The organism is Thalassotalea sp. G20_0, assembly GCF_017744175.1.
Lineage (GTDB): Bacteria > Pseudomonadota > Gammaproteobacteria > Pseudomonadales > Endozoicomonadaceae > Endozoicomonas.
Window position 1 is genome coordinate 1 of record NZ_JAGHQV010000022.1, and the last position, 22,709, is coordinate 22,709.

The following is a 22,709-nucleotide window of genomic DNA, read 5'->3' on the forward strand; positions in this document are numbered from 1 at the left end:
ATCTATCTCTAGAAAGTTCGCAGGATGTCAAGGCCAGGTAAGGTTCTTCGCGTTGCTTCGAATTAAACCACATGCTCCACCGCTTGTGCGGGCCCCCGTCAATTCATTTGAGTTTTAACCTTGCGGCCGTACTCCCCAGGCGGTCTACTTATCGCGTTAGCTGCGTTACCCGTCGTACAAGACAACCGACAACTAGTAGACATCGTTTACGGCGTGGACTACCAGGGTATCTAATCCTGTTTGCTCCCCACGCTTTCGTACCTCAGCGTCAGTATCAGGCCAGAGTGTCGCCTTCGCCACTGGTGTTCCTTCCTATATCTACGCATTTCACCGCTACACAGGAAATTCCACACTCCTCTCCCGTACTCCAGCCACCCAGTTTTGGATGCAGTTCCCAGGTTGAGCCCGGGGCTTTCACATCCAACTTAGGTGGCCGCCTACGCACGCTTTACGCCCAGTAATTCCGATTAACGCTCGCACCCTCCGTATTACCGCGGCTGCTGGCACGGAGTTAGCCGGTGCTTCTTCTGTGGGTAACGTCACAGCTGAAGGGTATTAATCTTCAACCTTTCCTCCCCACTGAAAGTGCTTTACAACCCTAGGGCCTTCTTCACACACGCGGCATGGCTGCATCAGGCTTTCGCCCATTGTGCAATATTCCCCACTGCTGCCTCCCGTAGGAGTCTGGGCCGTGTCTCAGTCCCAGTGTGGCTGATCATCCTCTCAGACCAGCTACGGATCGTCGCCTTGGTAGGCCTTTACCCCACCAACAAGCTAATCCGACGCAGGCTCATCTGATAGCGAAAGGCTCCGAAGAGTCCCCTCCTTTCCCCCGTAGGGCGTATGCGGTATTAATCCGGATTTCTCCGGGCTATCCCCCACTACCAGGCAGATTCCTACGTGTTACGCACCCGTCCGCCGCTCGTCAGCGAAGTGCAAGCACTTCCTGCTACCGCTCGACTTGCATGTGTTAGGCCTGCCGCCAGCGTTCAATCTGAGCCATGATCAAACTCTTCAGTTTAAATCGTTGTGTCAACCCGAAGGCTAACGGCTCAATGTCACAATTAAACGTACATGAATTTACAGGTATGTTCGCTTGATTAATTAAGCATCTTAAAGTGTTCAAAGCCGAAGCCTTGTTACCGATGCAATCGCACAAGCGCCCACACGAATTGTCTGATATCTTGTTAAAGAACTGATTAAATCGTAGTGATTTAATCGCTGATTCAGCAGTCAGCGCCGATCAGCAAGGCCGCCTATCTTACCGTGGCGGTTTTCGTTGTCAAGCATTCGTTTTTCAGAAGAAGAAAGTAGCTTTCCAACTCGCTAACGTTGCTCTCAAGCCCTGTAAGCGGAGGCGCATCTTACCGCGCCAGCTTGATTTGTCAACCGGTTGTTTTTCATTCATTTCAAAACAACCCATTTTCAAACCGCACTTCCCGGTCAGCGATGATGATTCATTCTGCTGATCCGTGGGTGACCGTTTCAGGTTAGCCCGTGGAAGAGCGGCGCATTCTACGCAGGTGTGGATAAAAGTCAACACCCTGTTTTTTTTAACCTCATAAAAAAAGCCGCTATTTAGCGACTTTTTTCAGAACGTTTAATCTGCATCAGGCTTCCATAGAGCCTTTCAGCTTTTTCATCGCATTCTTTTCCAACTGGCGGATGCGCTCAGCAGATACGCCATAGGTATCCGCCAGCTCATGCAGCGTTGCCTTTTCGTCTGCCAGCCAACGCTTTTGCAGAATATCCCGACTGCGTTCGTCCAGCTGTGCCAGCGCACTTCTCAGCTGGGAAATAGAACTGTCGGACCAGTCGGCATCTTCAAGCAAAGAAGAAGGGTCCGAGTTATGATCTTCCAGATAGTACGCAGGTGCCTGATAAGCGGTATCGCTATCATCGTCCCCATAGCCATCAAAAGCGGTATCCTGACCAGCCATTCGGCTTTCCATTTCACGAACCACTTTAGCTTCAACGCCCAGATCTTTGGCTACGGCATCCGCTTCATCGTTAGTTAACCAGGACAGACGCTTTTTAGCACTGCGCAGGTTAAAGAAAAGTTTGCGTTGCGCTTTCGTGGTCGCGACTTTCACAATGCGCCAGTTGCGTAGAATAAATTCGTGTATTTCCGCTTTGACCCAATGCACAGCAAAGGAAACGAGCCTTACCCCAACTTCAGGGTTAAAACGCTTAACTGCCTTCATAAGGCCCACATTGCCTTCCTGAATCAGATCTGCCAGTGGCAGACCATAGCCGGAATAGCTTTTGGCAATGTGAACAACAAAGCGAAGGTGAGACATGACCAGCTGACGAGCCGCTTCCAGATCATTATGAAAGAAGAGGCGCTCAGCAAGGGTCTTTTCCTGTTCAGCAGACAACACAGCAATACTGCTGACTGACGCAACATATGCATCAATATTGCGACCAGGAACTAACATATCGACTGGTTGAAGACTGGTGCCCATAACTGACTCCGTCAAGATACCCTCTTAATTAGACTCTGTTAAAATAGCTGAAGTTCAAACGAATACTAATAATAACAACAATTGGGTTCACAATCGCTATCGACTTTACAGGACATTTTCTTACTTTACACAGACTAATCAGGTACTAAAGCCTGAAAATGTCGATAGCAGCTGCTCATTGCCCCCAGAACACCAAACGCTATTCCGGCAAGCAACAATACGCCTAACACACCAAAACCGGGGCCGGATAATACCATCTCGCTATTATACAGTCCGGCAATATTCATCATTTCATGACTCAGGACAGCTAATAATGAAAAAACAATCACTTGAGCCAGGATGGCACCAATCACGCCATACCAGATCCCCATATAGATGAAGGGCATGGCAATAAAGCCCCGGGTTCCCCCCACCATACTGATAATTTTGATTTCATCACGACGGCTTTCAATACTGAGGCGCACGGTGTTGCTGATCACCAGAACCACGGTAAGCCCAAGAATCCCGCCCAGCATAACAGCAAAGCGTTCAAGCATCGTTAATATTGCCTGCAGCCTCTGTACCCACTGGCGATCCAGGCGAACCTGGTCAACCCCTTCCATTTGTTGATAATGGACCACGGCATCATCCAGTTGTTCAAAAGAAGCCTCACTGACAGGCAGCAGCGCAATCACCCCCGGCAATGGATTAAACCCAAGCTGGCTAATCACATCCTGCAGTCCGGCCTTTTGCTGAAAGTCGTTCACCCCCTGCTCCGGTGACAGGTAGACAACTTCTTTAATCAGAGGGTCTTGACGATAATCCGCAATACGTTGATCAATAATTTTCTGGCTAACCCCATGATTGAGGTAAATGGAGATTTTGGGTTGCCCATCCCAGGCTGCCCCAAGCACCTGCACATTGCTCACCAGAACAAACAGTAAAACCGGCAGGGAAAAGGCAACCGCGATCAGCAAGCTGTTTAACAGACTGGCCACAGGGTTGTTCAGCAGACGGGTCAGTGCATCCCTGCCCACCTGCCGATGCAGGCTGACGAAAGAGTGCAGTGTCAGGGTTGCTACCGTCTGGCGATTGGCACCTCTTTTATGGGCATCTTTATGGGCTTCTTTAGGAACAAAGCTTCCCGCACTCTTTCCAGTGGTTTTGCCCATACCAGTCTGTTCATCCACTGTGTGCCGACGACCATTTTGCTGTCGCCTGTTCTTACTAAACAGACTCACTGAACCTCCTGGTCTGCAACCAGCCTGCCATGATCCAGGGTCAAAATACGGTGTCGCATCCGGGCCACCAGCGCCAGGTCATGACTGGCGATCAACACGGTAACACCCACCTGATTAAAATTTTCAAACAGCTTCATTATTTCCGTGGACAACTGCGGATCAAGGTTTCCGGTGGGCTCATCCGCAAGAATCAAAGCCGGGCGATTCACGACTGCCCGCGCCAGGCCAACCCGCTGTTGTTCACCACCGGACAGGGCCACTGGCAACAACTTTTCCTTGCTTAATAACCCGACCATATCCAGTGCAGCGCGAACCCGGCCAGCGCAATCACTGGGAGAATAGCCTGCGATCAGCAGTGGTAAAGCAACATTTTCAAAAACTGTACGATCAAACAGCAGCTGGTGATCCTGAAAAACCACACCAATATTGCGGCGAAGATAGGGAATCCGGCTGTTCTTCAGAGCCCGCAGGTTATGCCCCCCCACCCAGACCTGACCTGCACTGGCCCTTTCAAGAAGCATAACCAGCTTCATCAGGGTACTTTTTCCTGCACCGGAATGGCCTGTCAGAAACGCAATCTCTCCCCGCTCCAGGTGAAAACTGACCTGCTCAAGGCCAACATGACCTCCCGGGTAACGCTTGCTGACACCGTCAAAGCGAATCATCCAGCTGTCCTTAATCTATCTCGGATGCTATTCAAGTAACCAATGACCTAATGAGCGACACCTGCCGCTCATTGCCTGTTGTATCAACCTTCCCGGGAGAATAGCGCCGTGACAAATTCCTTAGCCGAGAAGGGTCTCAGGTCATCTATCTGCTCACCCACCCCCAGGAAACGGATTGGCAGTTTCATCTGCTTGGACAGCGCGAAGATCACCCCACCCTTAGCGGTTCCATCCAGTTTGGTCAGGGCCATGCCGGTTAACTGCACCGCTTCATGGAACAGACGAGCCTGGCTCAAGGCATTCTGCCCGGTGCCCGCATCCAGCACCAGTAACACTTCATGAGGCGCATCAGGGTCCAGTTTCCCAAGCACCCGCTTCACCTTTTTCAACTCCTCCATCAAATGATCCTTGTTGTGGAGGCGGCCAGCAGTATCGGCAATGAGGACGTCGATATTGCGGGCTCTTGCTGCTTCGAAGGCATCAAAGATAACGGAAGCACTGTCAGCGCCGGTATGCTGGGCAACCACCGGAATCTCATTGCGCTCACCCCACACCTGCAACTGTTCAACCGCAGCCGCGCGGAATGTATCGCCAGCCGCGAGCATAACCTTGCGGCCTTCGGACTGAAGCTTACGGGCCAGCTTGCCAATCGTGGTGGTCTTGCCCACACCATTAACGCCCACCACCAGGATAACAAAAGGGGTGTCCTGTTTCGGGATCACCAGTGGCTGGTCAGCAGGTTCAAGAATATCAGCAAGCTCGGATTGCAGCGCAGTCATCAGGGCATCCGCATCATCCAGCTCTTTGTACTTAACTTTCCTGGTCAGCTTTTCAATAATGTCAGTGGTGGCTTCAACGCCCACATCGGCGACCAGCAGCTGAGTTTCCAGTTCATCCAGAAGATCATCATCGATCTCCTTTTTACCGATAAACAGTTCTGCAACGCCTTCAACCAGAACGTTACGGGTTTTGCTCAACCCCTGACGCATCCGGGAAAAGAAGCCGCCTTTGGTTTCAGGCTTGTTTTCTGGCTCAACAGGCGTTTTTTCGGGCAGTGATTCTGGCTCAGCAGCCCGGGGAATTTCAGGGACAGCAACAACCGGTACTTCTTTGTCAGAAGCCTCAGGTGCTTTATGAGCGGATTCCTCCCGGGATTCAGGATGAACAGGCTTATCTTCAGGGCCCTGAACGACCTCAGGCACAGTCTCAGGTGCAGCATCAACACCGGCTGAAGACTCAGCAGTAACTTCCGGTGTTTCGACAGTGGATACAACGTCTTCTACTTCAGGCTCAGCCTTTGCCTCTACCTGCTCTTCAGAAACTTCATCCCGGGAACGTCGACCCCAGGGCCAAAAACTGCGTTTGGCTTTTTTCTCATCGTCTTTGCGCGAACCGAACATAGACTACTTCTATAACCTTGGTGGGAGCGCCTGATGACTATCAGGATTGCCATCAATCTGAAGCCTGGTCGGAGAAGTCCCCGTAACAGGCGATGAAACGCAATGACAATCCATCATGCAGGCTATGGATAATCGCTAATCCTATCTTAATTCAGACTGTCACGAAATGAACTTTCTCAGGGAAAATAGTCCATCTTTCATGAAACCGAATGGAACCATCCACAATAAAAAACGGCGACTTCGGGCTACTGGAAGTCTGAGACTTTTCTCCGAGTTTGCTTTATTTCACCAGACTTTGCTGTCTATACACACCAGGATGATTGGTAACTCCATGACCTGAAGCGATGAAACGAGTATGCTTACGCTCCCTGTTGATCCCCTGCCCGGCTGGAGCCTGTTAATGCCTCGCAAGTCTCGAAATCCCAAGCATCCTGAATCACGCGCTAACACCGGCCCTGCTCATACCGGTGGTGGTCAGCTGCGGATTATTGCGGGTGAATGGCGCAGTCGTAAGTTACCTGTAGCCAATGTACCCGGCTTGCGCCCCACATCAGACCGGGTGAGAGAGACAGTATTTAACTGGCTGACCATGATGACACCGGGAGCCAGGGTTCTGGATGTATTCAGTGGTACCGGCGCACTGTCCATGGAAGCGCTTTCCCGGGGCGCATCTTCAGCAGTGCTACTGGAAAAAAGTCCGGTTGCCACAAGAACGTTGAAGAGCAACCTTACACTGTTAAAAGCTGAGCATGCCATGGTGATTGAGTGCGATAGCCTTACCTGGTTAAACCAACCGGCTGAAACCGGTTTTGACCTGATTTTCCTGGACCCACCGTTTCGGATGAACCTGCTGGAGCCTGCTTGCCAGCTGCTTGAAAGCAATGGTTACCTGAATGAAAACAGCCATATTTACATTGAGGTAGAGAAAGAGCTGAACCCTTTGCCAATTCCGGAGAACTGGCAGCTGGAAAAGTGCAAAACCGCTGGACAAGTAAGCTTCAGCCTCTGGTCGCGCATGAAAAAACAACAATAACCAACGTCTCACATATGGACTTACCGAAATGATATCAGTAATCTGTGCGCGGCTGATCTTTATCAAATAAACAGTACGTCTGAACGCTGTATCATCCACAGGCTTACCATTCAGTAGGCTGGGGGTCTCTTTTATGACTTTTAAGTGCAAGAAAGCACGAAAAACTGCCTTAAAGAACGGCTCATGGCGATTTGGACGCATTGCTAATCTAAGAATGAACCTGAAAACTCTAAGGAGCAGTTCCCCATGAAACAACCCGTACGAATTGCGGTCACAGGTGCAGCTGGCAACATCAGCTACTCTCTGCTGTTCAAAATCGCTGCCGGTGAAATGCTGGGACCTGATCAGCCTGTGATTCTGCAACTGGTTGAGATCCCACAGGCTATGGACAAACTTCGTGGCGTTGCCATGGAGCTGGAAGACTGCGCCTTCCCACTGGTTCACGGTATCAGTCTGCACGACAATCCGTTTGATGGTTTCCGAGGCATTCATTACGCCATGCTGGTCGGTGCCCGTCCCCGTTCCAAGGGCATGGAGCGCGCCGACCTGCTGGAAGCCAACGCCGTTATCTTTGCCGAACAGGGCAAGGCTCTGAACGAAGTGGCTAACCGTGACGTTAAAGCCCTGGTGGTGGGTAACCCGGCAAACACCAACTGTCTGATATTGTCCCGCAATGCGCCCGACCTGGCACCATCCCAGTTCTGCGCCATGACCCGACTGGACCACAACCGTGCACAGGGCATCCTGGGTAACAAACTGGGGGTTAATCCTGCGGATATCGAAGGTGTCTGCGTGTGGGGCAACCACTCCCCAACCATGTACCCTGACCTGCACCACGCCCAGGTACTGGGTGATGAAGCCGCCATCGATATGATCGATGAGCAATGGTACAAGGAAGAATACACCCCTCGTATCCAGAAGCGTGGTGCCGAAATCATCGAGTGGCGTGGCCTTTCCAGTGCCGCCTCCGCCGCACAGGCCGCTCTTGACCACATGCGTGACTGGGCCCTGGGCAGCGATGGTCGTATTGTATCCATGGGCATTATTTCCGACGGCAGCTACGGTGTTGCCAAAGGCATCTACTACTCTTTCCCTGTCGTCTGTGAATTTGGCAGCTACCAGATTGTTCAGAACCTTCACATTAACGACTACGGTCAGTCAATGATGAAGAAAACTGAACAGGAGCTGTTAGAAGAAAAGGCAGCGGTAGATCACCTGCTGCCTAAAGAAACGGCTGCGTCCCGCGAAGCGTTGAGGACATCCAGCCGCAGCGGCCAGACTGAGTTTGATGCAGGCATCGATACCGGCGAGTCATACTACAGGGCTGACCGTATCTGCTGAGCCGTTCGCCTGACCAGTGATTCAAAAATACAGGAAAGGCTCTATGTGAGCCTTTCTTTTTGTCCACGTTATCAACACAAGAAAACAGTCAATACGCTCTTCTCTGAAACATGTAAAATAACATACCCATAGTCCAGCTATTCAGTTCTATGTTGAGCCTGCATCAGAGATGCAGGTGTACACCCAACCAACGAGGGAAAGCCTCCCTAATAAGACAATAAAAATTATTAAATCAACCATTAGCACCCAAGAGGGAAACAACAATGACCGCTGCCGAACCCATTATGTCCGAGCACAGGAAAGTGACCCGGCAAATCCCCCCTCCCCTGGAAGATCTTCTTGCTGCCCAGAAGAAAGCCTTTCTGCAAAACCCTAACCCCAGCTACCAGGAACGGGTTGATCGTCTGAAGGCCCTTAAGAAAGCATTGCTGAGCAATAAAGACGCATTACTGTCCGCTTTGGATGAAGATTTTGGTGGCCGATCCGGAAGTGAATCATCACTGACTGAAATCATACCGAACCTGGGCAATATCCACTACACGATCAAGCAACTTAAAAAATGGATGCAACCCAGCAAGCGGAAGCTGAACCCTCAGTTATTACCTGCCTCGGCAAAAGTCGTGTACCAGCCATTGGGCGTCGTCGGTATTGTAGTGCCCTTCAACTACCCACTGTTCCTGTCTCTAAGTCCATTACTGACGATTCTTGCCGCCGGCAATCGAGCCATGATCAAGATGTCGGAATTCACACCAAAAACCTCGGAACTGGTTGCCCGAATCATTGAGCAAACATTTCCTGCTAATCTGGTCACCGTCGTTTGCGGTGATGCACAAGTGGCAACCGAGTTTACCGGCCTGCACTTTGACCACATGATTTTCACCGGTTCGACAGCGGTCGGTCGCCATGTCATGGGAGCCGCTGCAAAAAATCTGACCCCGGTAACCCTGGAGCTGGGTGGCAAGTCACCGGTTATTCTGGATAACGACTTCCCGATTCAGGAAGCGGCAGAAAGAGTCTGCTACGCAAAAGCCCTGAACGCCGGTCAAACCTGCGTAGCTCCGGACTATATTCTGGTGAAAAATGACCAAAAGGCAGCCTTTATCGAGCACTATCTCAACGCCTTTCGAAAAATGTACCCAAGGGTCAACGGAAATAATGATTACACCTCGATCATCAATGACCGCCACCACCAGCGATTATTGAAATTACTGGCTGACGCCAAAGCGCAGGGCGCGACCATCCACACTCCGGGCAATGAGGAAATTAACGACGGAAGCCGTCGAATCCCCATCCACTTAATTGAGAATCCAACTGATAACATGGGCATTATGCAGGAAGAAATTTTTGGCCCGCTGCTTCCTGTCATCGGCATCGATAGCCTTGATGAAGCCATTCAGTTTGTCCAGCAACGACCCCGGCCCCTGGCACTCTACTACTTCGGTTCTGATACAAACAATCAGGAAACCGTATTGGCACAGACCCACTCTGGCGGCGTCTGTATTAATGAGTGTTTGTTACACGTCGCTGTTGAAGATATGCCCTTTGGCGGCATTGGCCCATCAGGCATGGGGCACTACCACGGCCATGAGGGCTTCCTGACATTCTCCAAGGCCAAGTCGGTGTTAACCAAAGGCAAGCTGAACAGCACTAAAATGATCTACCCGCCCTATGGCGGCTGGCTGCAGAAAAAAATGCTGAAGTTCCTCTCCGGCCGACAATAGGCCCTTTCTCTTTCAGACTTCGGGGCCGCTTGCCAGCGGTCCTGCAAAAACTGGTTCAGACGTTCAGGTACGTATTTTCACTGAACACCAGAAACTTACGAAGATGATCAATTTCGTCGGCACTGAAATCCATCGAGTTATTACGAAAGTTCCATTATTCCTTATGCAACTCAGGACATAGGAACTTTTGCGGAATAAATCAGTCTGAAAGTTAAGTACCAATTTTCTGTCAGGTTAACTGCCAACAGAGTATGGGGTGGAAGCAGCTTCTATTTTGAGGAAATACGCAACATGAATCCATGTAATGCACTGACTTTACCGTTGACAACCGTTAAACAATTTGCCCAACGGGCATCGGATTACACCTGTACTTGTCCAGATGACTTCTCTAACGAATGGGCTTGCCCGATTGTCATGAGCACAATTCCCTCTGGCCTTTTTGGTGGTCTCATAGGTTGCGTTCGCGGCGGCGAAATGGGTTTACTGGCCGGTGCATATGCTGGTGCTGGTGTTGGTGCAACCCTCACCACCTGTTTTCTTATTGCCTGCTATGGTAGCGAGTGCGTCAAGCTTCGCCAGCGACAGATCACCACCTGTACCAAACAGGACTCCCTTGCCAATGGGCAGCAACAGAGCCTGAAGCTGCCGTCGGCACCACCTTTATTGGGAGCAGAAAGTTTAGATGCTAACTCTAACTGCACAACGCCTGTTCAGTCCCAACCAGAACTGATGAATCCGTTCCTATTATCAGGCAACGGCATTCAGAGTGACCCTCCAGTATTTTTACAGTCTGATATCGCCGGGAAGAAATCAACCACGGGGATAGCGTGCCCTGCCTTCTGTCCGGGTTCACAGACAAACTATGTTTGACAAACAGGAGCGCGTTCATCGTGCCGTGGCAAGGCCCTGGCCATGGCTTGTCAAGCTGGGTAAAAAGATAAAATATCAGTCAGGGTAATCCAGTCGTCTGCTCTACCCACTGCTTAAGTTCGCATTGCAGTTTAACATTCTCAGACTTTTAACATGAATCTGTACACTTAATAACCATTCCAGCACCATGACTATATAAACGCATAACTTCTGAAAATTCTCATATCCTCAACATTAAGTGCCACAGAACGCTGATCATTTGAACCCTTTTGACTATTTCGTTAACATGCCCTTTTACTAAAAAAAGGTCGCCATATTCGCAGATCAGTGAATGACGTCAACGGGAGTCTGTCCAGCAAATTACAAGACAGTTTTCTGGTAAACAGCGGAACTCCTGAAATGTTTTGTATCTCTGATCTGTTGTTGGATTTGTGGCCGGAGAGTCATTTTTAATGATCAAGGTAATCTATCCTGGTACGTTTGATCCTATTACCAAGGGTCATATGGATCTTGTTGAAAGAGCGGCCAAGCTGTTTGATACCATTGTTATTGCCGTTGCTGAAAGCCCCAAGAAAAAGCCACTGTTCGATCTGGAAACCCGGGTCAATCTGGCCAAAGAATCCATCGCTCACCTGCCAAATGTTCAGGTAACCGGCTTCAGCTCTCTGCTTGCCAGTTTTGTGGCGGAGCAGCAGGCCCAGGTTATTCTCAGGGGGTTAAGAGCCGTTTCTGACTTTGAATATGAATTTCAGATGGCCAATATGAACCGGGTGCTGGCCCCCAAAGTGGAAAGCCTTTTTCTGACACCTGCAGAGCAATACTCCTATATTTCCTCTACACTGGTTCGGGAAATAGCCTCTCTGAATGGGGATATTTCCAAGTTTGTATCGCCATGTGTTCAGAAAGCACTGACAGATAAGTTCAACGGAAACTGAGATACTGTCCGTCATTCATTTGTTTTTACAAGCTGAAAGGTAGCCAGGTTAGCTACTTACAGGCGGAGCGGAACCCCAAAGGTCACCTATGGCTTTAATGATTACTGACGATTGCATTAACTGCGACGTCTGCGAACCGGAATGCCCGAATAGTGCTATTTCACCCGGGGAAGAAATTTACGAGATTGACCCACTACTGTGCACAGAGTGTGTTGGCCATTATGACGAACCTCAGTGCCAACAGGTGTGTCCGGTAGACTGTATTCCAAAGAACCCGGACTGCGAAGAAACTCAGGATGAGCTGATGGAAAAGTATCTGATCATCACTGCTGCCTGAAAATGGGCCGCAAATGTATCGTTACGTTTGCGGCACCAAGCTTCAGACTCTACCCATCAAGACACGAGACTATCCATTGCTTTCTCTGCATCATGGATTGACTGCCCCTTGATATCATCGCCCATGTTAAGCCCTTCCGCATACACAAACTCAACATCCCGGATACCAATAAAGCCAAGAAACTGGCGAACAAGCGCCGTTTGCGTATCGAGATCAGTACCCTGATACTGACCACCTCGTGCGGCCATAATGTAAGCCTTCTTACCTTCCACCAGACCGACCGGCCCCTGCTCGGTATATTTAAATGTGATCCCTGCCCTGGCAATAAAGTCGAACCAGGATTTCAGGGTCGAAGGCAAGCTGAAGTTATACATAGGCAAGCCTATTACCAGAATATCGGCGGTCTTCACTTCCTCAATCAACTGATCAGAAAGCGCTGTCATTTCAGCCTGCCGATGGTTTTTCTGGTCCTCAGGGATACCAAAGCCCATCACAATTTCTGCATCCAGATGGGGAATCTGCTGGTTAGCCAGGTCTCTTACCTGATGCTGAGTATCAGGGTTCGCTGTCAGAAATCGCTCAACAAACTTCTGTGACAGTTGGGTTGACTGCCCATGCTCACCAAACAGGCTGCTGTTGATTTGGAGTAATTTAGCCATGCTTCCCACCTTTTCAGATCACTATTGTTATTTACATGATTGTTATATGCATGGTTTAAATTTATCGTCGAAATTAACGAAAGAAAAGTTCAAAATACTGCATGAATGTATCGATTTTTTGGATATATAGAGACCTGCAAAATGTCAAAGGCAACACTCGATCAGTGGCGTATGCTTCAGGCAGTGGTAGAACATGGCGGCTTTGCCCAGGCTTCGGAGGCGATTTTCAAAAGCCAGTCCACCATCAGCTACGCCATCAGCAAGCTTCAGCGTCAGCTGGGTATCGAACTGCTGGAGATTCAGGGCCGCAAAGCGGTATTGACTGAAGCGGGTAAAGTCATGCTGAGAAGAGCCCAGACACTGCTTAAAGAAGCCGATGCATTGGAAAAAGTGGCGGACAGTCTCTCTGCAGGCTGGGAGGGGACACTTACCCTGGCCGTCGATGTCATCTTCCCGAACTCAATAATCATAGAGGCATTAGAACAATTCTCTCCCATTTCAAGGCATACCCGTCTGGAGCTTGTTGAGTCAGTCCTGTCAGGCACAACGGACATGCTGGTCAGTGGCAAAGCCGATATTGTGATTACCGGCATCGTGCCTGAGGGCTTTCTTGGAGAACCATTGTTATCGATTAATTTTGCTCCGGTTGCTCACAGGAATCACCCGCTGGCTCAACGTGATCACGTCATCACAGAGGAAGAGCTTAAACAATATCGCCAGATTGTTATCCGCGATTCAGGCATAAAAAGAGAGGCAGACGCTGGCTGGCTTGGATCCGAAGAACGGTGGACAGTCAGCCACATCAGCTCTTCAATAAGACTGGTGAAACAGGGGCTTGGGTTTGCATGGCTACCAACCCACCATATTCAGCAGGAGCTTGAAGCAGGCGTGATCAAACAATTGGATACCCGGCTCAGTAATAGTCGGAATGTACAGCTGTACCTGGTATTTCCTGACCCCAGCTATATTGGCCCTGCCGCACAGAAGCTGGCAGCCACACTCAGGGAGTGCTGCCATGAAGCCACTTATCAGAGTTTCTCAGAATCAAGTTAGACGAATAAGATCCAGAAACTTGCCATCATCACCGTAGGAAATTTCAAAGCGACCATAAATTCCCTCTCTGGTGACAAATTTCAGCATGATATCGTAGGGAATACTCATACTCTGGCCCGATTCAGTGCGAACTCTTACGGATTGTTTCTGCCCTTTATAGAACTGAAGAACCTGCTCAGAATTGAGTTTTACGGAGAACACAGCCTTATGCATTGCTCAAACCTTTGTGTTTCTTATTAAGACTAATCGTTAAAAGAAGGCACCTATCAGTTTAGCAACCTTCTCTCACAAAGGTTATAGAACAAGGCTAAATTACGGTTAGTTTTCTAAGAAGTGGGCTACCAAACTCTTCACCTGTGTCACTGAAATCAGCAAATTGATTGCTTTCAGAAACAAAATCGCCCGAGGACCATTTCCTTAATAAGCCGGGTACCAGGTACCCGGCTGATAACCATAACTGCCGGAAAACCAGTCAGTTATTGCCCGGGAGGCGGAGGCATCAATCCTTCAAAATCCATATTGTTGGGAATTTGCATCTGTTGCATGACCTGATTGATGGAATCCCGGATACTATCAATCATTGCCTTGTAGCCAACATCAAAGCCCCGGTAAAAAGCCAGCTCTGTGCTCCTCAACTCACCGGATGGCTGAACAACGGCGGGCTGTTTACCCTCAGGATTCTCGCCACCAAAAAATGCCTCCATTGAGGTAGGAACCGTTAAAGCAACACGCCCTCCGGTCATATAACCATCAATAAACCGCCCCCTGACAAATGGATTGTTATCACTGCCAGCACCAGTGTTCCGATAAGCATCGGCAGCTTCGCACCAGCGATCTTTATACTCACTCATCAAGTCTGCTGAAGCACAGTTATACTCTACAATACCCATTGCCTCCATAACGGCAAAATAACCGTCACGGTAGCCCATGTCATAGGGAGTATCAGATGGGCTATCAATATCACCGCCAAGGCCCAATCGACTATCAGCCGCCTGGTTGGCCAATGCATATCCCTCACGAAATCCGTTGATATAAACCAGAAAATCATCCGAACCGGCGGATTGACCTCGCTGTTCGAACTGGTCTTTGGCTTCACACCATGTCTGCTCAAGCAAGCTGGTTTTGTCTGGATTATTACAGGTATAGGACTCAACCCCCTGATCGACACTGGCCATGTCTTCATACACTACTGTCGTGACCTCTGGACACTCATGGGCTTTATTACAGCCTTGCAGACCAATCAGTATTGCAACCACTGGCAATACTGCCGCCAGAAGATATTTCTGCATTTAATTACTCCTTCAAAGAAACTAATGAACTTGTTATTCAATACAGTTTTGACGGGACTGATTAAATATAGTTCAGTTTTTTTTCTGATTTCCCTGAAGGCACTTGATTTTATTAACTTCTTGATAATGCCCTTACCCTTTGAAGGTCAATGACATAAGTTGCTTTAATGTTTCCGGAGCACAACGATTAATAACAGTAACAGCCTGAATACATTAATGTTTACCCACCCACAACAGGATACCGACAATTAACGAACAGCGACACTCCCCGTGGGGATATAAGGTTCAAAGTTCATGCCACCCCGCTCCCTGGCACACAAATAATCCCAGTCATCAGGCAATGATTGCTCAAGCAAAACCAGCCACTGATCCAGCGAGCAGCGTCCCGCGCACCCGGGTACCGCAAAAGGTTGATGATTCAATGACAGGGCAACCTCCGGGCGACCATCATTCCAGTTAAGCTGGACGCCAAAGTGTGTTGCATAATCCACCATTTTGTCAGATGGCGCACCCAGCATGGTCATGATCGCCAATAAGTTACTGTCACTGGCTGAGTAAAGCGTCCATCGCTGGCAGGAGTGGCAACTGCCTTTTTCTTGCAGACACTGCTGCACACGCTTGAAATCTCTGATCATCGCTTTGGCTAATGGTGAACCGATAAGCTGGGCAATTTCATAATTAGCCACAATCCGGCTCACGATCCAATGTAGTAATTCCTCCAGTTCCACCGCCTGCTGATTTGAAATACCTTCGGGCATTGGTAGCTGGTGAATTCTATGTATGGCAATTTGATCGATCAGGGGAAGAAAAGAGTAGAGATCGCCATTACCTTCACGCTCACTCAGTTCAAGCCATAAAGACAGCTGATCACGGTGTTGTTCTTTTTTTCTTAACCAGTCCGCACTTTTTTCCAGCGCCTGAACACGATGAAGATACCCCGGACATAATCTTTGCGCTGAAAAAAGATCATCATGGGCCAAAGGTGACGCATAAACCGGAGGAACCTGAATGCCCCCCGGCAAGCCTGTTTTACCCGCCTGCTCAGGATAAAACCCCAGCAATAAGGCGCTGGCGCTCTGAATGGTACGATCCAGACCTTTGGCAAAATGCTGGCTGACTTTTGGTGACCAGGAGTCGGGGATGGTTTCAGAAAAGTAGTATCTCCGGATTGTCTGCCCCAAAAGGTACTCCTGCTGAAGGCCAGCAGCCGTTAACTGCCCGGGTCCCATTGGCCAGTATTTTGTCATTCCCCCAAGATCCCTGGGAGAACGGTCGCCATGCCTGACAAGGCTGATAAGGTAATCAGCAGGTGCAGCTAATGCCGACTCAATATCCGCTGCATCAGAACGGATAGATAGCAAACATATGGCAAATACGACACCAAAGACCAAGCCTCTTTTTTTAATATCAGACTGAAGTTTCATACCCTGCCTGCGTGATAATGACATCCAGCAGACAGGATAGGAAAAAATTGAGGGACTGGTTGAGATTTACTGAAGAAACCCGGGAATATCCTTTGATAACCCGGAGGCCTGATCCACAATCATATCTTTAATGAATGGTAATCGATTGGTCAGACTGAGCCCGGTATTCCTTATCCAGCGAATACCAAGGGCATTGGCCCCGAACAGATTTTGAAAGCCTGTCATGGCCGCCATCGTCAACGAGTTATGTCCGATGCGACGACGCTGATAGCGATCCAGAACGTGCGCGGCAAAATAGTCATCGCCGCGACCGGCCGCTTTGATCAACTCATCCGCAAGCACAGCCACATCCATAAAGCCCAGATTCACCCCCTGCCCCGCCAGAGGATGAATAGTATGAGCAGCATCGCCCACCAGAACCACCCCTTGTCGATGATACTGCCGGGCATGCCGTTGACGCAGTGGGTAGCGGAACCGTTGATCAACCTTCAGAATATTGCCCGCCCGATGCTCAAAAGCTCTCGCCAGTTCCTGACAGAAAGCATCGTCACTCAAGGCCTCTATCCGGTCTGCCTCTGCCGGTAAAAGGGACCAGACAATTGAGCAATAATGCCGCTCTCCCTGACTTTGCAGGGGCAGAAATGCCAATGGGCCGGAATCCAGGAACACCTGTCTCGCTGTGTGATGATGAAACCGCTCTGTCTCCACGGTGGTGACCAGCGCATGATGCTTATAGTCCTTCTGGTTTGCCGGAATGCCAGACAATTGTCGTAAACGCGACTCACCGCCATCGGCAGCCACCAGAAGAGGAGCACCCAGCACGTCACCATTTTTCAGAACTATTTCACCGCCCTGGCCGGACAGTTTGTATTCAAGGGTTGTCTGTTGATCAAAACATTGCACGGTTGAACTGGCCAGCTGTTGCAACAGCGCGTTGCGAATCACGTCATTTTCGACAATGTAGCCAAGATTTTTTTGTGGCAGCGTTTTTGCGTCAAATTCAACTTCTCCCGTACCCTCACCATCCCAGACGGTCATGTGTGTATAAGGACAGGCCCGCTGGGCAACGATCCCTTCCCAGGCGTCCAGATAGTTCAGCAGTTTTATCGATGCTTCCGTCAAGGCACTGACCCTGGGCTGCCAGGGATCCTCCATCGAGAACGAACCGGGCTGCAATGTCTGCTGCTCAACCAGTGCCGCCTGCATACCAGATCGGGCAAGCGCCAGGGCCAGAGAGGCCCCCACCATACCTCCCCCGACAATAATGACGTCAATTGTCTGCATTTCTGATCCCTATTTCCCAGATTCAAAGGTACGGGAGACTGTAGAGAGCCTCCCGCCGGTTTATAATCCCATGGCCCTGCGGGTAAATGTTGACTTCACCGGATGACAATAATCCAGCGCCACCAATCCCAGATTCCGGGACAGTACCGATGCCGTGTCAGTCCGTGAGAAAAGGCGCACCAGGCCATCACAAAAATGGCTGATCAGACTCTGGTCGCTCAACTGTTGTTGCCAGTATTCCTGCAAACGGCCAAGATCACCTGCGGGTATTTTGCGTTCCAATGAGTCCGAGATATTGCTTGCCAGAGCCACGGTATCCCGAATAGAAAGGTTATAACCCTGACCTGCCACTGGATGTATGGCATGGGCAGCATTACCCAAAATAACCAGCCCCGGCCTTACCTGCTCTTTGGCGATGCGCATGGTGAGCGGATATCTGTTCCGCTTACCCACGGCAATAAACCGCCCGGCCCGATAGCCAAACCGCTGTTGCAATAACGCCAGAAAATCATCATCTGCCAGAGAATAAAGCGAATCGGCTTCCTCATCCGGTAACGTCCACACCAGCCCTGCCCGATGCGCAAAATGGTGATCACCGGTTAATGGAAGCAGTGCCATCGGACCTTGACCGGCAAAGCGCTCCCAGGCCATACCGTTGTGAGGGCGATCAAGGGCAATATTGGCAATAATCCCCTGCTGATGATAGTCACACTGCTGCAGACCGATTCCCAGCTGATCCATCAACCCTGAGCGGCCACCATCAGCCAGAACAACCAGCGAGGCGGAAATCTCTGAGTGCCTGAGCTGAACTTTCATACCTCCGGGGACAGGGCTCAGGCTTACCACCATATCAGGACTGAACATGGTCACCCTGCCCTGCTTCTGAAAACCCTTTAACCGTTGCAAAAGCACATCACCCAGCACATGATTCTTGACCACATACCCCAGTGCCGGGACACCTTCATCAGAAGCCCGCAAGCGGGAAACCCCAAAACTGCCCCGATCAGAAACATGAACATCGGTAATGGCCTGAGCCTGATCCACAAGATCCGGCCACAGTCCAAGCTGCTGGTAAATACAACAGGTTCCCCAGGACAGCGCCGAGGCACGGGCATCAAAACTCGGCGGAATATCTCTTGGCTGACTCAGGTCATGGGTTTCCACCACCGCCAGCCTCAACCCCTGCTTTATAACCACTTGTTCCAATGCACAGACCAGACTGGCTCCCACCAGCCCGGCACCAATCACCAAAACATCGAAATCCATCTTGTCTGTAGAATTTTTCACGTTTCAGCCACCACCATGATTTTGTGGAACTCTGTTGTTATTCTCAGTGCAGGGTTTTGGCAGCGCCTTCTTGTTGTCCAGAACGTTGCCCGGAACTTCCATCATCGCCGGGAAGCTCGGGCAAACCACAAACCTCTGCATAGACATTCAGCCAGGCCAAACGAACAAACTCACTCACTTCAACATACAGTTTTTCTGATTCTTCGCTCTCTTCTGCGGTTTCTATCAGGCTGATTTCGGCAAAGTCCCTGAGCACTTCTTCCACCATCTCACTGACCTGACGACTGTCCAGCCCCTGACCAAAGCCAGAGATAAATGACTGGCACCATACTCCAAGTGACTGCGTCCTCAGCCCAAGCGCTTCATCATCATCAGGGAGCAACAGTGTTGCCGCCAGACTACCAGAGTTCAGCTCATTCTGAGTATGCAGAAATAACTGGCTTAATAGCTGCCTCGCAGGTTCATCAATCGATTTGTCACCCATCTGCTCAGCAAGCTGCTCCAGCCATTTCTCAAGGCCCGGATGGGCACCGGCTGAAAACAGGCCGCATAAGTAGCCATGAATCTCTGATGGATGACTCTGCTCTGCCAGATGACTGGCGAGTTCATCAAACGATATGAAGGCGGGTTTATCGCTGGGCTGGGAAATGTGGATCGTCATGAGATATAGGGCCATTGAAATTACTGAGTCGAACTTAACCGGGATTCTAACAGACTTCCCGGGCAAACTTGTCAGTCATTAAATAAAGAAAGTGTCTATCCTGTTAAGTCCAACCGTCCAACCTGTTTGGAATACTGCCATGCCAGAGCCTTTGTACGAAAGAAATCAGCTGGGCGTTGGTTTTACGTTTCATAATCCGGTTATCTATCTGGATCGCTGGCTAGGCAGCTGGAAAGACGATAAACCCCTGCTGGATATTGGCTGTGGCCACGGAGTTAATACTCACGCAGCCCTGATGCATGGAGCACAGGTAATAGCCACTGATATGGATAAACCAGACTTGTCCAAATGGCTGAAGGACTTGCCTGAGACTCAGCAGAAAGCAGTCACCTGCAAAGCAGCAAAACTGCCAGAGAATATCCCTTTTGCCGATAATGCCTTCTGCGGAATTCTCTGCGCTGAAGTTTTCCATTTTCTGGCCAATGAAGAAGTTGCGCCATCTATTAATGAAATTTACCGAATTCTCGAACCAGGGGGCACGCTTCTGCTTACCTGCTGTTCCTGTGACGTTGAAGTGTTGAAAAGTACTGGCCTGAGTAGAGAGATACGCGACGGTGTAAGAAAATCACCGTTAACAGTTTCCGGTCAGCGGGATTATCTCAACCTGCTGGCACAGGCAGCCAAAGTCTTTAACTGTCCGGAAATAACCGATCCGGTTTTGGCTGCCCATAAAATTAATATCCCCGGCAGAGACTTTTGTTTTTTTGCGTCCGAACAACTGGAGGTATTAATGAAACATGCCGGATTTGTTATCGAAGTATGCGAACAGGGTGAGGCTCCCCATTACCCGGTATGGAGTCATGGTAATCAGGATCAAATACGGATTATTGCCAGAAAGCCCGCATGATTTTACCGTTTTATTACGGACGTCGTTTTTTCAAGCCCGGGCTGGCAGTCTTAAGGTCACTATGATTACCCGGATCAACCAAAATGCTTCGCCTCTGTTTGCAGGCATTTAGCGTTAAGTAGCTGGCCATATGGAATCATATATTTCTGGCTTCTTGGGCAGGTGCTATGCGAGGCACAACGGAGGGAGCATAGCCGTAGCTATGTGATCGGAGTTGTAACGAAGCAGAGTGCCTGAACAAGGAGTCAGAAATATATGATTTCATATGGTTAGCTACTTATATCCTCTTCAACAAAGGACAACTTGATCCATTAGTACAAAGTATTACCCGACAAAATAAAATAAAACATTGTCAACCATTAAGTCATTGTTCTGAATTTCTCCAGAGGCTATAGTAACCCTAATAACCGAGCATTCAGGGAAGCTATGAAAGAATCTGATTTCATTGCCCTCGATCAGAAAATTAACTATCTGGTTGCCCTTTGTCAGAAGCTGACGACTGAAAACAGGCAACTTCGACAGCAGGAGCAGTCTTGGGTAGCTGAAAAAGCAAAGTTGATGGAAAAAAATGACATTGCACGTACAAAAGTAGAAGCGATGATCCAGCACCTCAGGTCTCTGGAGCACGAGTCATGACGGATAAATCATCAGTGACATCCGTTCATATTCTGGATAAGGAATACCGTGTTGCCTGTCCCAAAGACAATCAGGAGGCACTGTACACCGCTGCCCGCTACCTGAACGAAAAAATGCATGAAATCCGTTCTTCAGGCAAAGTTGTCGGTATTGAGCGAATAGCTGTGATGGCCGCGCTGAATATCAGCTACGAGTTAATGCAGAGCCGTCGTCAGAATGAAGATGAGAAGCAGGACACCCAGGAGCATATTGACCAACTGCTGGGTAAACTGGATCAGGCACTGGCAGCCGTGGAGCGTTGATCTGATCACCGTTTCTGATGTTCACGAAAACAAAAAAAACTTGCAGACATCTCCTGAATAGTCGATATAATGCCGCAGAAACCTCCCTGGCCTGTTCGCCAGTCATTATACGTCCCGAGCCGATAATACTACCCAGGGAGCTCCTGGCAGGTGCTGGAGTGCAGGTCCGCCTTGTAGCGGAAAGCCCGATTCACCTCAGCAGCCCCCACCGTGACCGTTACGGCCACGGGCAAACGTGGCAGCGGCAGGGTGGGGAGGTTTCAATCACTCGATACAAACCGCCCCCTTAATATCCGCACCATTTAAAACATTCAAAACCCGGGATAATCAAACTGATTTCGTTCTGCCCGCTCAAAAGCATCATGCATTTCATTGCTGTGAGTTGGATGATGCTCATGATCTTCTTCATCAATAGGCGCAAACATACGTTCAACCTGTCGTTCCATATAATCAGCAAGAACCATGATTTCAATTCTACGGTTGGCACTGGACTCAGGATGCTTTGGGTCCCGGAGCACACGGTCAGCCATGCCAAGCACCATGAGAACTTTTTCTTCAAATAGACCACCAAACAGTAACGTTTTACGAGCCACTTGCGCCCTGGCAGCAGACAACTCCCAGTTACCATAATCAGAGCGTTGAAAACCCGAACTATCAGTATGGCCACTGATCATCAGGCGATTATCGATATTATTAATAATTGGCGCCAGCTCAAGTAACAAGTCCTGAAAGAAAGGGTTCATTCGGGAACTTCCCCTTTCGAACATATTGCGTTGGTCATTATCCAAAATAACAATTCGCAAGCCTTCCTGTAGCTGCTCGAGATAGATGAAGTCTTCGTACTTTCCTGCCGAATCATCTCCCCCTATCATTCGCTGGAGTTCATCCATAAGGTCTTTGAAGTCCGGGCTTTCATTCAACGTTTCGGCATTACCATCGCCAATGATTTCAGGTCCTTCCCGACCTCGCATACTGGGGCCAGGATTAGGGATTCTCACCAGTGAATCCTGCCCACCGAAGTCAATTGGGTTCAGGCTGCTTTTATGGCGAAAAGCACCAGGGTCTTCAAAGTAAGCGGCAATAGCGGACTTGGTATCATCATCGGTAGCATTCATGATCCAAAGCAACAGGAAAAGAGCCATCATGGCGATAGCAAAGTCGGCCAGGGCTACCTTCCATGACCCGCCGTGATGCCCGCCTCCTCCACGTTTGGCTTTCAC

General features: G+C 49.6%; 22 protein-coding genes, 1 rRNA gene and 1 other RNA gene. 11 read left to right on the forward strand and 13 right to left on the reverse strand.

What is annotated here, in order from left to right; translation table 11 throughout:
• The 5 genes from J7438_RS14000 to ftsY all read right to left on the reverse strand — a co-directional run.
• Positions 1-1,021 (reverse strand): 16S ribosomal RNA (locus J7438_RS14000); the annotation flags it as partial.
• Positions 1,022-1,610: 589 nt separating this feature from the next.
• Entirely contained in the window at positions 1,611-2,465 is an 855-nt protein-coding gene (gene rpoH / locus J7438_RS14005; RefSeq protein WP_209200835.1) for an RNA polymerase sigma factor RpoH, read from the reverse strand.
• Positions 2,466-2,599: 134 nt separating this feature from the next.
• Positions 2,600-3,685, reverse strand: a complete 1,086-nt coding sequence (gene ftsX, locus J7438_RS14010) for a permease-like cell division protein FtsX (protein WP_209200834.1) — start codon at positions 3,683-3,685, stop codon at positions 2,600-2,602.
• Complete coding sequence (gene ftsE / locus J7438_RS14015) at positions 3,682-4,350, reverse strand: cell division ATP-binding protein FtsE (protein WP_209277044.1); 669 nt, start codon at positions 4,348-4,350, stop codon at positions 3,682-3,684. Before ftsE ends, ftsX begins: the two co-directional genes overlap by 4 nt.
• An 83-nt stretch (positions 4,351-4,433) precedes the next feature.
• Positions 4,434-5,750: a signal recognition particle-docking protein FtsY gene (ftsY, locus tag J7438_RS14020; RefSeq protein WP_209277045.1), complete on the reverse strand. Its 1,317-nt coding sequence runs from the start codon at positions 5,748-5,750 to the stop codon at positions 4,434-4,436.
• 355 nt (positions 5,751-6,105) lie between these two features.
• On the opposite strand from ftsY, the gene rsmD reads away from it, so the two are divergent.
• From rsmD to J7438_RS14050, 6 genes are all read left to right on the forward strand, one after another.
• A complete protein-coding gene (gene rsmD, locus J7438_RS14025; protein WP_286196587.1) occupies positions 6,106-6,783 on the forward strand; it encodes a 16S rRNA (guanine(966)-N(2))-methyltransferase RsmD in 678 nt (225 codons plus the stop codon).
• Positions 6,784-7,029: 246 nt separating this feature from the next.
• Complete coding sequence (locus J7438_RS14030; RefSeq protein ID WP_209277046.1) at positions 7,030-8,124, forward strand: malate dehydrogenase; 1,095 nt, start codon at positions 7,030-7,032, stop codon at positions 8,122-8,124.
• A 263-nt stretch (positions 8,125-8,387) separates the two neighbouring features.
• On the forward strand, positions 8,388-9,845 hold the full coding sequence (locus tag J7438_RS14035) for a coniferyl aldehyde dehydrogenase (protein WP_209277047.1): 1,458 nt from the start codon (positions 8,388-8,390) through the stop codon (positions 9,843-9,845).
• Between the two features lie 291 nt (positions 9,846-10,136).
• Positions 10,137-10,715 carry a hypothetical protein gene (locus tag J7438_RS14040; protein ID WP_209200830.1) on the forward strand — a complete coding sequence of 193 codons (579 nt, stop codon included), beginning with the start codon at positions 10,137-10,139 and terminating at the stop codon, positions 10,713-10,715.
• A gap of 452 nt (positions 10,716-11,167) precedes the next feature.
• Positions 11,168-11,650: a pantetheine-phosphate adenylyltransferase gene (gene coaD, locus J7438_RS14045; RefSeq protein ID WP_209200829.1), complete on the forward strand. Its 483-nt coding sequence runs from the start codon at positions 11,168-11,170 to the stop codon at positions 11,648-11,650.
• A gap of 88 nt (positions 11,651-11,738) precedes the next feature.
• Complete coding sequence (locus tag J7438_RS14050; RefSeq protein ID WP_101745606.1) at positions 11,739-11,987, forward strand: YfhL family 4Fe-4S dicluster ferredoxin; 249 nt, start codon at positions 11,739-11,741, stop codon at positions 11,985-11,987.
• A gap of 56 nt (positions 11,988-12,043) precedes the next feature.
• Here the strand turns inward: J7438_RS14050 and J7438_RS14055 are convergent, their stop codons facing one another.
• Positions 12,044-12,646 carry an FMN-dependent NADH-azoreductase gene (locus tag J7438_RS14055; protein WP_209277048.1) on the reverse strand — a complete coding sequence of 201 codons (603 nt, stop codon included), beginning with the start codon at positions 12,644-12,646 and terminating at the stop codon, positions 12,044-12,046.
• A 141-nt stretch (positions 12,647-12,787) separates the two neighbouring features.
• On the opposite strand from J7438_RS14055, the gene J7438_RS14060 reads away from it, so the two are divergent.
• Positions 12,788-13,699 carry a LysR family transcriptional regulator gene (locus J7438_RS14060; RefSeq protein WP_209200827.1) on the forward strand — a complete coding sequence of 304 codons (912 nt, stop codon included), beginning with the start codon at positions 12,788-12,790 and terminating at the stop codon, positions 13,697-13,699.
• Here the strand turns inward: J7438_RS14060 and J7438_RS14065 are convergent.
• The 6 genes from J7438_RS14065 to J7438_RS14090 all read right to left on the reverse strand — a co-directional run bounded on the left by J7438_RS14065 (position 13,691) and on the right by J7438_RS14090 (position 19,644).
• Positions 13,691-13,912 carry a DUF2835 family protein gene (locus J7438_RS14065; protein ID WP_101745609.1) on the reverse strand — a complete coding sequence of 74 codons (222 nt, stop codon included), beginning with the start codon at positions 13,910-13,912 and terminating at the stop codon, positions 13,691-13,693. The two genes, J7438_RS14060 and J7438_RS14065, sit on opposite strands and share 9 nt — an antisense overlap.
• A 263-nt stretch (positions 13,913-14,175) precedes the next feature.
• The gene (locus J7438_RS14070) at positions 14,176-14,988 is read right to left on the reverse strand and encodes a hypothetical protein (RefSeq protein WP_209277049.1); all 813 of its coding nucleotides are present in this window, start codon (positions 14,986-14,988) and stop codon (positions 14,176-14,178) included.
• 248 nt (positions 14,989-15,236) lie between these two features.
• The gene (locus J7438_RS14075; protein ID WP_209277050.1) at positions 15,237-16,412 is read right to left on the reverse strand and encodes a histidine phosphatase family protein; all 1,176 of its coding nucleotides are present in this window, start codon (positions 16,410-16,412) and stop codon (positions 15,237-15,239) included.
• 66 nt (positions 16,413-16,478) lie between these two features.
• Positions 16,479-17,696 (reverse strand): FAD-dependent oxidoreductase, encoded by a 1,218-nt coding sequence (locus J7438_RS14080; protein ID WP_209200824.1) that lies wholly within the window; start codon positions 17,694-17,696, stop codon positions 16,479-16,481.
• A gap of 60 nt (positions 17,697-17,756) precedes the next feature.
• Positions 17,757-18,983 (reverse strand): 2-octaprenyl-6-methoxyphenyl hydroxylase, encoded by a 1,227-nt coding sequence (ubiH, locus tag J7438_RS14085; RefSeq protein ID WP_209200823.1) that lies wholly within the window; start codon positions 18,981-18,983, stop codon positions 17,757-17,759.
• Between the two features lie 43 nt (positions 18,984-19,026).
• Entirely contained in the window at positions 19,027-19,644 is a 618-nt protein-coding gene (locus tag J7438_RS14090) for a UPF0149 family protein (RefSeq protein ID WP_209277051.1), read from the reverse strand.
• Positions 19,645-19,783: 139 nt separating this feature from the next.
• Between J7438_RS14090 and J7438_RS14095 the strand changes: the two genes are divergently transcribed.
• The 4 genes from J7438_RS14095 to ssrS all read left to right on the forward strand — a co-directional run bounded on the left by J7438_RS14095 (position 19,784) and on the right by ssrS (position 21,749).
• Positions 19,784-20,551, forward strand: coding sequence for a class I SAM-dependent methyltransferase (locus J7438_RS14095; RefSeq protein WP_209200821.1), 768 nt, complete (start codon positions 19,784-19,786; stop codon positions 20,549-20,551).
• Positions 20,552-20,977: 426 nt separating this feature from the next.
• On the forward strand, positions 20,978-21,187 hold the full coding sequence (locus tag J7438_RS14100; RefSeq protein WP_209200820.1) for a TIGR02449 family protein: 210 nt from the start codon (positions 20,978-20,980) through the stop codon (positions 21,185-21,187).
• Positions 21,184-21,489 carry a cell division protein ZapA gene (locus J7438_RS14105; protein WP_163373137.1) on the forward strand — a complete coding sequence of 102 codons (306 nt, stop codon included), beginning with the start codon at positions 21,184-21,186 and terminating at the stop codon, positions 21,487-21,489. Before J7438_RS14100 ends, J7438_RS14105 begins: the two co-directional genes overlap by 4 nt.
• A gap of 80 nt (positions 21,490-21,569) precedes the next feature.
• Positions 21,570-21,749: non-coding RNA, 6S RNA (gene ssrS / locus J7438_RS14110), on the forward strand.
• Between the two features lie 51 nt (positions 21,750-21,800).
• On the opposite strand, the gene J7438_RS28330 is transcribed toward ssrS, so the two are convergent.
• A complete protein-coding gene (locus J7438_RS28330) occupies positions 21,801-22,709 on the reverse strand; it encodes a flagellar motor protein MotB (protein ID WP_209200819.1) in 909 nt (302 codons plus the stop codon).